The sequence below is a fragment of the Arthrobacter sp. 260 genome, assembly GCF_013116745.1.
In the GTDB taxonomy this organism is placed as follows: Bacteria; Actinomycetota; Actinomycetes; order Actinomycetales; family Micrococcaceae; genus Arthrobacter_D.
On the sequence record NZ_JABFOE010000016.1, the window covers coordinates 37,541 to 51,123 of the forward strand.

Annotated in this window: 13 protein-coding genes; 7 read left to right on the plus strand and 6 right to left on the minus strand. The window is 65.4% G+C overall.

Annotated elements, in window-relative coordinates; translation table 11 throughout:
* Window positions 1-197: 197 nt before the first annotated feature.
* Both HMI57_RS15830 and HMI57_RS15835 read left to right on the plus strand, forming a co-directional pair.
* The gene (locus HMI57_RS15830; RefSeq protein ID WP_171586974.1) at window positions 198-1,628 is read left to right on the plus strand and encodes a hemolysin family protein; all 1,431 of its coding nucleotides are present in this window, start codon (window positions 198-200) and stop codon (window positions 1,626-1,628) included.
* Entirely contained in the window at window positions 1,625-2,647 is a 1,023-nt protein-coding gene (locus tag HMI57_RS15835) for a hemolysin family protein (RefSeq protein ID WP_171586975.1), read from the plus strand. The genes HMI57_RS15830 and HMI57_RS15835 overlap by 4 nt, the downstream gene beginning before the upstream one ends.
* Before the next feature lie 28 nt (window positions 2,648-2,675).
* Here HMI57_RS15835 and HMI57_RS19615 read toward each other — a convergent pair whose 3' ends face one another.
* From HMI57_RS19615 to HMI57_RS15850, 3 genes are all read right to left on the minus strand, one after another.
* Window positions 2,676-3,509: a GAF domain-containing protein gene (locus HMI57_RS19615; RefSeq protein ID WP_171586976.1), complete on the minus strand. Its 834-nt coding sequence runs from the start codon at window positions 3,507-3,509 to the stop codon at window positions 2,676-2,678.
* A gap of 7 nt (window positions 3,510-3,516) precedes the next feature.
* Window positions 3,517-4,098 carry an ECF RNA polymerase sigma factor SigK gene (sigK, locus tag HMI57_RS15845; RefSeq protein WP_346655241.1) on the minus strand — a complete coding sequence of 194 codons (582 nt, stop codon included), beginning with the start codon at window positions 4,096-4,098 and terminating at the stop codon, window positions 3,517-3,519.
* A gap of 185 nt (window positions 4,099-4,283) precedes the next feature.
* Window positions 4,284-4,541, minus strand: a complete 258-nt coding sequence (locus HMI57_RS15850) for a metal-sensitive transcriptional regulator (RefSeq protein WP_171586978.1) — start codon at window positions 4,539-4,541, stop codon at window positions 4,284-4,286.
* Window positions 4,542-4,665: 124 nt separating this feature from the next.
* On the opposite strand from HMI57_RS15850, the gene HMI57_RS15855 reads away from it, so the two are divergent.
* The 3 genes from HMI57_RS15855 to HMI57_RS15865 all read left to right on the plus strand — a co-directional run bounded on the left by HMI57_RS15855 (window position 4,666) and on the right by HMI57_RS15865 (window position 7,503).
* Entirely contained in the window at window positions 4,666-5,277 is a 612-nt protein-coding gene (locus HMI57_RS15855; protein ID WP_171586979.1) for a rhodanese-like domain-containing protein, read from the plus strand.
* On the plus strand, window positions 5,274-6,047 hold the full coding sequence (locus tag HMI57_RS15860; RefSeq protein WP_171586980.1) for a sulfite exporter TauE/SafE family protein: 774 nt from the start codon (window positions 5,274-5,276) through the stop codon (window positions 6,045-6,047). Before HMI57_RS15855 ends, HMI57_RS15860 begins: the two co-directional genes overlap by 4 nt.
* 70 nt (window positions 6,048-6,117) lie before the next feature.
* A complete protein-coding gene (locus tag HMI57_RS15865) occupies window positions 6,118-7,503 on the plus strand; it encodes an MBL fold metallo-hydrolase (RefSeq protein ID WP_171586981.1) in 1,386 nt (461 codons plus the stop codon).
* 40 nt (window positions 7,504-7,543) lie between these two features.
* On the opposite strand, the gene HMI57_RS15870 is transcribed toward HMI57_RS15865, so the two are convergent.
* Genes HMI57_RS15870 through HMI57_RS15880 form a run of 3 tightly spaced genes read right to left on the minus strand, consistent with a single transcriptional unit; the run spans window position 7,544 to window position 11,725 of the window.
* Window positions 7,544-9,070, minus strand: a complete 1,527-nt coding sequence (locus HMI57_RS15870; protein ID WP_171586982.1) for a carboxyl transferase domain-containing protein — start codon at window positions 9,068-9,070, stop codon at window positions 7,544-7,546.
* Window position 9,071: 1 nt separating this feature from the next.
* Window positions 9,072-10,286 carry a CoA transferase gene (locus tag HMI57_RS15875; protein ID WP_171586983.1) on the minus strand — a complete coding sequence of 405 codons (1,215 nt, stop codon included), beginning with the start codon at window positions 10,284-10,286 and terminating at the stop codon, window positions 9,072-9,074.
* A gap of 59 nt (window positions 10,287-10,345) precedes the next feature.
* Window positions 10,346-11,725: an SLC13 family permease gene (locus tag HMI57_RS15880; protein ID WP_171586984.1), complete on the minus strand. Its 1,380-nt coding sequence runs from the start codon at window positions 11,723-11,725 to the stop codon at window positions 10,346-10,348.
* A 157-nt stretch (window positions 11,726-11,882) separates the two neighbouring features.
* Between HMI57_RS15880 and HMI57_RS15885 the strand changes: the two genes are divergently transcribed.
* Together HMI57_RS15885 and HMI57_RS15890 are read left to right on the plus strand one after the other, a co-directional pair.
* Window positions 11,883-12,584 carry an FCD domain-containing protein gene (locus tag HMI57_RS15885; RefSeq protein WP_171586985.1) on the plus strand — a complete coding sequence of 234 codons (702 nt, stop codon included), beginning with the start codon at window positions 11,883-11,885 and terminating at the stop codon, window positions 12,582-12,584.
* A gap of 131 nt (window positions 12,585-12,715) precedes the next feature.
* A complete protein-coding gene (locus HMI57_RS15890; RefSeq protein ID WP_171586986.1) occupies window positions 12,716-13,582 on the plus strand; it encodes a universal stress protein in 867 nt (288 codons plus the stop codon).
* The last annotated feature ends 1 nt before the right edge of the window (window position 13,583 follow it).

Genomic DNA, 13,583 nt, shown 5'->3' on the forward strand with positions numbered 1-13,583 from the left:
AGCAAGGTTACTGAGTTTTGCCGGACCCTCGGTATAGTGAAGATTGTCAATGTCCCAAGACTGCTAAAGGTGCTGGTCTAACTGCGTACGAAACCGGGGTCCTCTGATGACCCCAGTCATTGTTGTTCTTTCACTCTAAATCCTGAGCTACATCGCTGCCGTGAGTATTCACCGGCCAGCCGCGGGGGGTCCGCATCATGACCATCACCCTGCTCACGCTTCTGCTCGGCGTGACCATCATCCTCGCCATCATCGCCGCCAACGGCTATTTCGTGGCCCAGGAATTCGCCTACATGTCGGTCGACCGGAACAAGCTGGCTGCCAGCGCCGAAGCCGGCGACGTAGCTGCCCAACGCGCCCTGAAGGTCACCAAACGGACGTCCTTCATGCTGTCCGGCGCCCAACTGGGTATCACCGTTACCGGCCTCCTGATTGGTTACGTCGCTGAACCGCTGGTCGGCGAATCGCTGGGTATCCTCCTTGGCGGTGCCGGAGTGCCCATGGCGCTCGGCATCTCAATCGGTACCGTGCTGGCACTGGTCATCGCTGCGGTAGTGCAGATGATCTTCGGCGAGCTGTACCCGAAGAACCTGGCCATCGCCAATCCCGAGCCCATGGCCCGCGGACTGGCCCGATCCACCACGATCTACCTCGCCACCTTCGGCTGGCTGATCACCATTTTTGACCACTCGGCCAACGCGCTGCTCAAGCTGGTGCGCGTTGAACCGGTGCACGACGTCGACACCACTGCCACGGCGGAGGACCTCGACCGGATTGTCGCGGACTCCCGCCGGAGTGGCGACCTGCCGGAAGAATTGTCGATGCTGATCGACCGCATCCTCGACTTCCCGGACCGGGACATCGAGCACGCGATGATCCCACGCTCGCAGGTCGGCACCGTGGGGCCCCTGGCAACAGTGGGCCAGGTACGCATCCTGATGGCCGATGCCCACACCCGTTACCCGGTGGTATCGGAAACCGAGGAGCCCCTCGGCGTCGTGCAGCTTGCGGACATCCTGCCCGCGAGCGTGCGCGACGACGCACTGGTCACCACAGTGATGCACCCACCGCTCGTCCTGCCCGCGTTGATGTCACTCCCCGACGCGCTGGAGCAGCTGATGAACTCCCGCAACGAACTCGCCTGCGTCATCGACGAATACGGCGGCTTCACCGGCGTCATTACCGTCGAGGACCTCGCCGAGGAGCTGGTCGGCGAACTGACCGACGAGCACGACGACGAAGCGCCACCCACGATCGAAACCGAGGAAGACAACACGTGGCGGATGAGCGGCGATGTTCACGTCGACGAGGTGGAGCGTGCCATCGGGCATGACCTGCCCGAGGGTGACTACGAGACCATTTCCGGTGTGCTGATTGCCGCCCGCGGGCAGCTGCCGGTCATCGGCGAAACCGTGACGGTGGTGCTGCCCGATGATCCCCGCGATGTGGTGGAGGACGAACCGGTACGGCGGGTGCTCGACGTCGAAGTCCTCGACGTCGCACGCCACGTACCGAGCGAGCTGCTCGTGCGTCTGATCGAGGTAACAACCGACAACGCCGACGCCAGCGAGCGTGCCGAACGCCGCACCGACGCCCAGGATGACGCCAGCGAGGATGAGACCCGATGACTGACCCATTGACCGTAACCCTGGTGACCGCGCTGCTCATCGTCCTCAGTGCCTTCTTCGTGGTGATCGAGTTCGCCCTGCTGGGCGCACGGCGTTACCGTCTGGAAGCCGAGGCCGCCAACAACCGGTCAGCCCGCGCGGCTTTGCGCGGCATCAACGAACTGACCATCATGCTCGCCGGAGCCCAGTTGGGTATCACGGCGTGTACCTTCGCCCTGGGAGCAATCACCAAACCGGCTGTCGACGCCTGGCTGGGACCGGTCCTCGGATCGTGGGGGGTGCCTGCCGGCATCGCGGGTGGAACCGCGTTCGCGCTGTCCCTGCTCTTCGTCACGTTCCTCCACCTGGTGGTGGGCGAGATGGCCCCCAAGTCCTGGGCGATTGCCCACCCGGAGCGTTCGGCCAAACTGATTGGGCTGCCCTCCCGTGGCTTCATCTGGTTGGTGCGACCCCTGCTGGTTTGGGTCAACGCCATTGCCAACCGGCTCGTGGCCGCGAGCGGTGTCACCCCGGTCAACCGCGCGGCGGTGGGCGGGCTCGACGCCGGTTCCATCCGTCACTTGGTGGAGCACTCGGCGGCGTCGGGAGCACTCGACGCTTCATTTGAGACGCAGCTGTCGGGCGTCCTGGAGCTGGAGACGCTCACCGTTCGCTCCCTGATCGCTCCGGATGGGAAACCTACAGTCGTCCCTGACACCGCGTCGGTGGCCGACGTCCAGGAAGTAGCTGCCCGCTCCAAGCACCTCCGGATCCTGGTACAGGGCCCCGCAGGTGAGGCGCCGGGTGTCATCCATGTGCGGGACACGCTCCTTGAGCCCGCACAACGAAAGGTCAGGGAACTGGCAGGGCCAGCATTCCTGCTCGACGCCGACGTGCCCGTGTATGAAGCACTCGCCCAGATCCGAAGCGCGAGCGTGCAGCTCGCTGCGGTGATGGACAACGGTAAGTTCATCGGCGTGATCACCCTGTCGGACGTCCTGCGGCGCGTACTTCCGATGTCGATGACCCCAGCCGCATAGGTCGTCGCTGCGACGGGCCGCTGAGGCCCTAGGACGGAATCGATTCGATTTCATCCTGGGCCTTGGCGGCCAGTCTTTTTAAGGTCTGTTCGTCAGCCGCTGAGAAGCCTCGGGGAGCGTCGTCGATCACGCAGAGGGTGCCGATGGGCCAGCCGCCAGGACCGCGCAGGGCGTAGCCCGCATAGAACCTGATGTGGGGCTTGAGCCGGACCAGCGGGTTGTTTCTGAACGCGGTGTCATCGCGGGCGTCGTGCACCACCATCGACTGCTCGCAGCGAATCGTCTGGTTGCAGAAGGAAATCCGGCGCGGGACATTCGCACCGATGGGACCCGTCACCGATTTGATGAACTGGCGGTGCTGGCCGATAAGTGCGATCGACGCCGAGCTGACACCGAACGCTTCCCGGGCTTCGCGGGTAATCCGGTCAAACCGTTCCTCAGGCAAAGACCCCATCAGACCGGTCAGATGCAGCGACCGCAGGCGCCGGATTTCGGCGTCGTTCAAGGGGAACAGCGAGGCGGCCGCGGTGGACAACCGCCGCAGCGCCGGGTCGGTCGGGCTCTCGAACGTACTCTCGGACGGGGTGCCCGAGGCCAGCGAAATGTTGTCGGTGGTGTAGGCGGCGCGGCGCACGGGCGAGTGCTCGCCGTCGAGAACCTCATTGATGGCGTGCGAGACCATGTCCCGTTCGAAGTCGCTGAGCTGCAGGAGGCCGCTCACATAAGCCTTGAAATCGATGACGTCGCAGGTGCCCCCGATGCTGGCGTAGACCTCCCACGCGGTATCGAGGCTCAACCCGGAGTTCACGGCGGCGAGGCGGGTGAACCACTGCTGCAGGTAAGGGTCCATAGAGAACTTCACTTTCTGCTCACCGTGAGTGGGAGTCGTAGCCGTCAGCTTCCAGTGCGTCCCGCAGCCGGGTAAGTCCAGCCTGGATTCTCGACTTGGCGGTGGGAAGTTTGATCTGCAATGTCTCGGCGACCTCAACATAGGTCAGTCCGCCATAGTACGCAAGGTTGATGGCTTCCGCCTGGCGCTCGGTGAGCGAGGCGAGGCACTTCCTGACACTCTCGGACATCAGGGTGTGGTGGACGGTCTCCTCGATGCTGTCTTCCTTGACCGCAGCCGCCCGCTGGCTGTAGGCCGTATCGCGCCCCGTCGCGCTCTGTTCGCTGCGCACCCGGTCGACAGCACGGCGGTGGGCGAGGGTGAAGATCCAGCTCTGGGGTGAGCCCCGGCCTGCATCGAACTGCCCTGCAGTCGTCCACAGCATGAGGTAGACCTCCTGCACCACTTCGGCGGTGATTGCTGCATTTTTGATCACCCGGAGCACCAGGCCATAGACCCGTTTACAGGTTTGTGCGTAGACAGACGCGAAAGCCTCCTGGTCACCGTCGGCGGTACGCCTCAGTAGGTCCGAGAGGTCGAAACCCGGGGCGGAATCACTCACGCCGTGCGTAACAGGGCCGTGCATACTGCTGGGAACCATGAGACCTCGCCACTGAGTAGGTGCGAAATCAACCAGTCAGCGCGAGAGCTCTGCGGCGCCCCACACCACTCGAACCATGTCACCAGTAGCTCCAGCCCGCAACAGGACACCTCCCATCGAGATCAAATCGATATAGTCAGGCGACGCTAGGCGAGCGAGAGGAAAAGCTTTTCCAGTTGCTTCTTGTCCATAGTCGCGTCCTCGCTGGTGAGGCACTGCTCCAACCCGGTCGCGATGATGGCGAATCCTGCGCGATCCAGCGCTTTCGAGACGGCGGCCAACTGCGTAATGACGTCCTTGCAGTCCTTACCCTCCTCGAGCATGCGTGTCACGGCAGCGAGCTGCCCCTGGGCGCGCTTTAGCCGATTGATGACCGGGGTCAGCTCTGAGGTGTCGAGTTGCATGGTTTCTCCAGGTTGGGGTGTCATCTGAGTATACCCCATGGGGTGTTTTGCATACCCCCTTGGGTATCTGTAATACTCAGTGGGGTATCCACCTTTCACGCTCAACTGAAGGAAATAGCGCCCCATGGCCACCACTTCCCACACTCTCAAGTCCCTGACCGCTCGGCAGCTACTCGTCTGGCAACAGGAGCACGAGGACGTCGTCGTCATCGACGTGCGCTCGGCGGCCGAGTTCGCTTCGCAGCACATCCGCGGCGCCTACAACGTCCCGCTTCCGCTCCTGTCCGAGCACGCCGGGGAGTTCGCTTCCCGCCTCCACAGCCGGGTAGTGCTGGTCTGCCAGTCGGGTGCCCGCGCCGAACAGGCCCGGCAGCGGCTCCATGGCGCAGGGCTCGACGCCGCCTACGTCCTCACTGGAGGCACCGCCGGGTTTGCCGCCGGCGGGGGTGCGGTGGTCAGCGGTAAGACCAGCTGGGATCTAGAACGCCAGGTCCGCCTGACCGCCGGCTCGCTGGTGCTACTGGGTCTGGCCGGCGGCCGATTCCTCTCTCCGAAAATCCGCAGTCTGGCCGGCGTGATCGGTGCAGGGCTGACCTTCTCCGCGGCCACCAACACCTGCGCCATGGGCACAGCCCTCTCAGCCCTCCCCTGGAACCGGGCTCAGAACGAACCCACCCGCGAATCGGCCATCGCACAACTGCCGCCACGCCGGGATTCCACCGCCCTGGCCTCATGATCACTGCGCTCAGCCTGGGGCTCGCCGTCGGGATCTTGTTGGGACTCGTGGGAGCGGGCGGATCAATCATCGCCGTTCCGGCGCTCGTTTATGGCGTCGGAATGAGTACCGGCGAAGCCATCCCCACCTCCCTGCTGGTGGTGGGGATGGCCTCGGTGACAGCGCTGCTACCCAGGCTGCGCGCGGGAATCAACTGGCCGGTCGTCGGCCTCGTCGGGGCAGCCGGCATCCCGGCCGCCTGGGGCGGAGCAGCGGTTAGCACCATGCTGAACCCGGACCTCCTCATGCTGTTCTTCGCCGTAATCATGATGGTCGCGGGAATCCGGATGCTCGGCTCGGTCACCGAAACTGCCGGGTCCTGCAGCTCTGGCCCACGCCGCTCTTTCAGGACCTGCGCGCCGAAGGCGCTTGCCGTCGGCCTGCTGATCGGCTTCCTCACCGGCCTGCTGGGCGTGGGCGGCGGTTTCCTGCTCACCCCCGCGTTGACCCTGTTCCTGGGACTCGGGCTGAAGCAGGCGGTGGGATCTTCCCTAGCGATCATCGCCATCAATTCGGCCGCGGGATTCAGCGCCCACGCCGTCGGCTTCACTATCGACTGGCCGCTCGTCCTGGCCTTCGCCCTTCCAGCCATCCTCGGCTCGTTGATCGCGAGCCGGCTCGCCGCGCTCCTGCCGGAGCGAATCCTCAGGGTCTCGTTCGCCATCCTCATCTTTACCGTTGCGGCATGGGTGGTTGCCACCTCCGCCGTCGCACTACTCCTCTCCCCATAACCCCCATCTTCATCCCCTCATCACACCGCATCACTCCGCATCACTCCGCATCACTTCGAAGGAGAATTCCATGCTTATCGAACGCATTTACGACGAAGACCTTGCCCAGGCCAGCTACTTCATCGGCTGCCAGCGCAAAGGTGAGGCAGTGGTAGTGGATCCGCGCCGGGACATCGGTGTCTACCAGTCGCTGGCCACAGCGAACGGTATGACCATCGTTGCCGTCACCGAAACCCATATCCACGCCGACTACCTGTCCGGAAGCCGGGAGCTGGCCGCCGCCACCGGTGCAGCCCTGTATGTGTCGGGGGACGGTGGACCTGACTGGCAGTACGGGTTTGACGCCAACCTGCTGCACGACGGCGACACGATCACGATTGGTAATATCACCGTCCAAGCACTCCATACCCCGGGTCACACCCCCGAGCACCTGTCTTTCCTGGTCACCGACGGCGCTTTCACCGACCAGCCGGGCTACCTGCTCTCGGGCGACTTCGTCTTTGCCGGAGACCTGGGCCGGCCCGATCTGCTGGATGAGGCGGCCGGTGGCGTTGACACCCGCTTTGCCGGGGCGAAGCAACTCTTCGCCAGCCTGAGGGATGTGTTCCTGCACCTGGACGACTATGTGCAGGTCCACCCGGGCCATGGCTCCGGGAGTGCCTGCGGCAAGGCCCTGGGTGCTGTGCCCTCCACCACGGTGGGGTACGAGCGTCTGTACGCCTGGTGGGGTCCCTACCTGGCAGCCGGGGACGAGCAGGGGTTCATTGATGAACTGCTCGATGGACAGCCGGACGCCCACGCCTACTTCGCCCGGATGAAGCGGGAGAACCGTGACGGGCCCGCCCTCCTTGGGCCGAGGCCGCCGCTGCAGCAACTGGACGCGGCCGACGTCGCCCACGGACTGGCCGCGGATGAACTGAGCTTTGTCGACACCCGCCCCAACACGATGGTCCATCAGGGCACGGTGATCGGCGCGCTGAACATTCCCGCAGGCAGAAGCACCGCCAGCTTCGGCGCCTGGGCGGTGGATCCGGACCGGGATCACCGCCCGCTGGTACTGCTGGCGGACGGCCGGGACCAGGCCCAGGAGATCTGGGACCACCTGATCCGGGTGGGAATTGACCGTGTTGCCGGGTACGTCACCGGACTGGACGGCCTACCGACCAGCGTCCCCCGCACAGTCACGCCCGCGGAGCTGGAGTCGTTCGACCGGTCCATGCTGCTCGACGTCCGTGCCCGAAGCGAGCACGCTGCGGGGCACATCCCCGGCTCGTACCAGCTCAGCGGAGGCCGCGTGCTCTGGAATCTCGACCAGCTTCCCCAGCAAGGCACAGTGGTCACCTACTGCCAGAGCGGGGTCCGCAGCTCGGTTGCGGCGAATGCGCTCCGCCACGCGGGCTACGACGTCGTCGAACTCGAGGGCAGCTATGCCGCCTGGCTGGCGGACCAGAACTAGGGTACGGCCCCGGTTATTCAGCGCCGCCCAGGCAGCCCCGTTATTCAGCGGCGGTTGCCAGGCGAGGCCCCAGGTCACGGTACTTGGCGGTCCGGCGGACCAGCAGGTCGTCCATCGGGGTGCCAGCAAGGGCTGCGAGCTCGTACTCGATGGCAGCCCCCAGCCGCAGGCAGAACGCCTTGGCTTCCTCGGCGGCGTCGTCGCGCTCGTCGACGATGTGGTCCACTAGCCCATTGGCATGCAACGCAGCCACGTTGACCCCCTGCGCCTCGGACAGCGCCGGAGCGAACTCGGTGCTCCGGTGCATGATGGCGCTCGCACCTTCGGGCGGCAGCGGCGAAAGCCAGGCGTGGTGGGCGGCAATGGTCCGGTCGGCGGGAAGGAGCGCCAGCGCTCCCCCGCCGGCTCCCTGACCCAGCAGTACCGAGACGGTCGGCGAGTGCAACCCGATCAGGTCATAGAGCGAGCGCGCAATCTCCCCGGCGAGCCCGCCCTCCTCGGCATCCTTGGAGAGCGCCGCGCCAGCCGTATCAATCACCGTCAACAGGGGCAGGCCGAGTTCCTCAGCCAGCTTCATCCCGCGCCGTGCCTCCCGGAGCGAGGCAGGACCCATCGCACTCTCCGGGGTAGCCCGTGACCGGTTGTGGCCCAGGACCACGCAGGACTGGTCGCCGAAGCGGGCCAGCGCCAGCTGGAGCCCGGGGTCCTTCTCCCCTTGCCCGGTGCCATTGAGCGGCAGCACATCCTGCGCGGCCCAGGCGAGCAGCCGGCGCAGATCCGGGCGGCGACGGTTGCGGGAGATCTCGATGGAGGTCCACGCGTCAACGGCGGCGGGGACGACGTCAAGAGTCGCTGGCGGTGCCACCGGCTCGGTGGCCTGCGGGGAAAGCACGTTCAGTGCCCGATCGACGATTTCGGAGAGCAACTCCGGCGGGACCACCGCGTCGATGAGTCCCTTGTCGTACAGGTTTTCAGCGACCTGCACGTTCTCCGGGAAGGGGGCGCCGTACAGCGCCTCGTACACCCGGGGACCGAGGAACCCGAGAAGCGCACCCGGTTCGGCGACGGTGACGTGACCCAGTGATCCCCAGGAGGCCATCACCCCGCCGGTGGTGGGGTGCCGCAGGTACACCAGGTAGGGCAATCGGGCCCGGCGGTGGGTGCGGACCGCGGCCGAGATCTTCACCATCGACAGGAACGCGAGGGTACCCTCCTGCATCCGGGTGCCGCCCGACGCCGGTCCTGCCAGCAGGGGCAGTTCCTCCCGGGTGGCGCGCTCAATGGCCGCTACGATCCGGTTCGCGGCGGCCAGCCCGATGGAACCGGCGAGGAACCGGAACTCGGACACGATCACCGCTACCCGTCGACCGCGGATCAGCCCTTCGCCGGTGAGCACCGACTCGTCAACGCCGCTTTTGTCCCGCGCGGCCTGCAGTTCCCTTTCATACTTCTCGTCAGGGTGCGGGCCGGGGACCGGTTCATCCCAGGACGTAAAGGTCCCCGGATCGAGGACGACGTCGATCAGTTCCGCAGCGGTCAGATGGCGCACCGGCTGGCCGGCCGTCACCCTAGGAGTCCTTCGCGAGAGCGTCGTCGAGCCAGCGCCGGATGTCGGCGCCGTCCTGGTCCAGCAGGGGTGGGGCGGTGTGGTTGGAGTTGGTGGTCTCCTGCTCGGCGCCGTCGAAGAACCGCAGCGGTGGGCCGGGGAGGCTGACCTTGCCCAACAACTGGTGCTCGACGTCGATCAGCAGTCCCTGCGACTTGACCTGTTCCCACTCGTAGACCTCATCGAGTGAGCGGACCTTGCCCGCCGGGATTCCCGCTTCGTTGAGCTTCGCCAGCAACGGAACGGATTCGTAGGCGGCAAAGGCCTTCTCGATTTCGCTGATCAATTGGTCACGGTTCCGCACCCGGTCGCCGTTGGTGGCGAACTCGGCGCGGCCGGCGTCGAGCCCGAAGGTTGTGGCGAACTTCTGCCACAGTTTCTCACTACCAACGCTGATCTGGACCTTCCCGGCGTCGCAGCTGAAAAGGCCGTAGGGAGCGATGGAGGGGTGGTGGTTGCCCTGCGCCTGCGGCACCTCGCCAGCGACAGTGGTCCGGGTTCCCTGGAAGGCGTGGACGCCGACCAGCGCAGCAAGCAGCGATGTGCGCACCACCTGGCCCTTGCCGGTCCTCTCCCGTTCGAGGAGTGCCGCGAGGGCGCCGTACGCGCCGTACATCCCGGAGAGCAGGTCGGCGATGGGGACGCCGACGCGCTGCGGGTCGTCAGGGCTGGGCCCGGTCAGCGACATCAGTCCCGCTTCACCCTGCAGGATCTGGTCGTAGCCGCTTCGGCTGGACTCGGGTCCGTCATGGCCGAAGCCGGTGATCGAGAGGATGACGAGGCGTGGGTTGAGCTCATGCATCGCCTCGGTGGAGAACCCCAGCCGGTCCAGGACTCCGGGACGGAAGTTCTCGACGACGACGTCGGCCCGTTCCAGCAGGGCTGTGAGGATCTTTTTGCCGTCGTCGCTTTTCAGGTCCAGGGCGATCGATTCCTTGTTCCGGTTGCAGGACAGGAAGTAGGTCGCCTGGGGGTTGTCTTCGGGGCCCACAAAGGGTGGGCCCCAGCCGCGGGTGTCGTCGCCGGAACCGGGGTTCTCCACCTTGATCACGCGGGCACCCAGGTCGGCCAGCATCATTCCGGCGTGCGGGCCGGCCAGGGCGCGGCTGAGGTCCACCACGAGGGTGCCTGCGAGTGGGCCGGAGCGCTCTGCGGGGGCGGGGGTAGCTGTGGTCATGGTGATTTTTCCTCTCAGTGGGGTGTCCGGTTCCGGCGTTCAGGGTCTCGGGGCAGGGCTTAGAGCCAGCCCGGAACCACCAAAACCAGCCAGGCGACGAGCGGTCCGACGACGACGATGATGCCGCCGTAGGCGAGGATCTGCTTGTAGAAGCGGTCCCGGTCGGTGCCTTCGGGTGCGTTGGCGAGCACCAGTGCACCATTGGTGGAGAACGGTGACACGTCGACCACCGTGGAGGCGATCGAGAGGGCAGCGATTACACCGATCGCACCGATTTCGCCGGATTCCAGGAACGGGATCGCCAGCGGGATAAGTGCTGCCAGGATCGCGGTCGAGGAGGCGAAGGCGGAGACCACAGCACCGATGTAGCAGATCAGCAGGGCTGCCAGCAGTGGCATACCCAGGCTGGCGACGCCGTCGGAGACGTACTCGATGGTTCCGGCTTCCTGGAGGACGCCGACGAAGGTGAGCATGCCGCAGATCAGCAGGACCGTTGACCAGCTGATCTTCTCGACAGCACCCTTCTGGGACCGCGGCGAGATCAGCGCAAGGGCGACGGCGACGGTGATGGCGACGAATCCGACGTCGACCTTGAAGCCGAGGGCGACGACGGCCAGGATGATCAGGCCGGCGATGGTGGCGTACTGCGCGAGGGTCTGCTTGGACTCGGTGGCGACAGCGCCGCCGTCGTTCCCCGACTTGGCTTTGCCCTTCAGCGAATCGGTGCCGGACCCGGTGCCGCGGAAGTCGACGTCGGCGCCCGAGGCGCGGGCTCCCACGCTGGCGCGCATCCGGGCGTCGGCTGCGCCTTCGACGAACTGCTCAACCCGTGCGGAGAAAAGCTTCCGGCCGCCCAGCACCAGGAACAGGACAACGGCGATGAGGAAGTTGAAGATCAGGCTGGAGAGGAAGAGGGCCATCGGGCTGTACTCGAAACCTGTATCGGCGACGATGCCGTTGACAATGACGCCGTAGACGGCGATGGGGGAGAAGCCGCCCGCCTGGGCGCCGTGGACCACCATCATGCCCATCAGGAGGGGGCTGATCTTGTGCTTCGCGGCGAAACCCAGGGCAACGGGCGCCATGATCGCCACGGCCGCGGGGCCGAGCGCACCGACGGCAGTGATCACGCCGGTGATGATGAACATGATCCAGGGAATCAGGGCCACCCGGCTGCGGACGAGTTTGACCGCTCCGTTGACTAAGAGGTCGATCGTGCCGTTGTTTTGGGCGATCGCGAAGAGATAGGTGACGCCGACCAGGGTCAGGAACAGGCCGCCGGGAAAGTTGGCGATGATGTCATCGGTTTCCATGCCGAGGAAGACTGCACCCAGCAGGAAAGCGCCCACGAAGGCGAGGGCGCCCATGTTGACGGGCAGCAACGTGGCAATCAGGAACATCGCTGCCAGGATGATGATGGAGAGGAGCGGGACGGACATAGGTCTTCTTTCGCCGGTGAAAGTGTGATGTGACGCACGTTACCGGCGCACTGGACTAGACTGTTAGACACTGATCCATTTGTCAATTGTGAAGCGGTCCTCGTCGGATCTGCTCATACACTGGCATGACCTTTCCCGTTGACGATGAGGACCGCTGATGAACTCACCGCCCGATCCACGGCAACTGGTTCGCGCGCCGCGGCCACGCCTGTATGAGCAGCTGGTGGAGCAGATCCTCGTCTATATCGAGGAAGCCCAGCTGGGACCCGGCGACCTATTGCCGGCCGAACGCATCCTCGCCGAGCAGCTGGGGGTTTCGCGGGCAACGTTGGCGCAGGCACTGGTGGCCCTGGAGGTGCTCGGCATCATTGACGTGCAGCATGGGACGGGAGCGGTGCTGGTCTACCGGCCATCTCTGGCGACGGTGATCAGGAAACTGCGTGAACACCAGTCCCGGCTGCCCGAGATCGCTGAGGCGCGCAGCACGCTGGAGGTCAAGCTGGCTGCGCTGGCGGCTGAGCGGCGAACTCCTGAGGACCTCGCGGCGATCGATGCCGCGTTGGACGCCATGGCGGCGGAGATCGACGGCGGGGACCGGGGGACGCGCGGGGATGAGCTGTTCCACCAGTCGGTGACCGCGGCGGCCCACTCCCCCGTACTGGGGCAGTTGATGGCGTTCATCGCGGAGATGGTGCTGGAAACCCGGATTGAGTCGCTGGGTCAACCCGGCAGGCCGGAGCAGTCGCTGCGGTCGCATCGAGTCATTGCCGAAGCAATCCGTGCGCAGGATGCGGCAGCGGCCGCTGCCGCGATGCAGTCGCACATCGATCTGGTGTCGGACGTCGCGTTGCTGAAGTAGGTACGGATCACGAGGGCCGCGAGGTGCCCATACTTGTGACTTTCGGCCCTACGGTTTCTTGGTGGTGGTGCGGGACGCTGTGATGGTGCGGGACGCTGAAGCCCCCCACTCAGCCGACCTGGAGGCCCGCCATGAATGCGTCCAAACCGATTGCCGTGGCCACCACGGACAATGCCCAAAGCCAGGCCGCGGTGAGGTGGGCTGCGCGCAGGGCGGAGCGCCTCAAACTTCCCCTGGTCATCCTTTACGTTGTCGATGACCGCTGGGTGACAGAGCCCATTCCGTGGGCCAACAATCTCCTGAAACTCGGCGAGCAACTGCTGGAGAATACCGCTCGGCGTGTCCGGGCGGATCACCAGGTGGAGGTCACCACCAAGCTCCTTGAAGGTGGAGTGGCCGGTAAGTTGGGACAGTACTCGAGCGAGGCATCGCTGTTGGTGGTCGGCTCGGGCAGCGTCCATCTGGGTGGCTCCCTCACCGACCGTGCGCTTCAGATCGCTGCCACCGCTGACTGCCCGGTAGCTGTGATTGGCCCTCAAGAGATTGGGGAACGGCGGGGAGTGGTGGTGGGCGTTGATGGGTCAGAGGAAGCGATCCAGGCGGTTGCCTTCGCTGCTGCCGAGGCGGACCGGGATGCCCAGGAACTGGTGGTGGTCTACGCCCTGCATACGCCCAACCATCTGTTGGACGAGGGCCTGCTGCCCCGAACGCTCACCCAGTCCCTTGAGGAAGAGGAACGGGTGGTCTTGTCCGAGACAGTTTCGGGCATCGGGCAGGACTACCCCGACCTCGCGGTCCGCAAGGTGCTGGAAACCGACAGGGAACCAGCGGCCGCGCTGCTGCATGCGGCGGCGAATGCTGCCCTTCTGGTGGTGGGGAGCCGCGGTCGGGGCGGCTTCAGACGGCTCCTGCTCGGATCGACGGCCCATGCCGTCCTGCACCACCTCCCTTGTCCCACCGTGGTGACGCCACTTCACAGCATCAAGCATCTGGACTAGG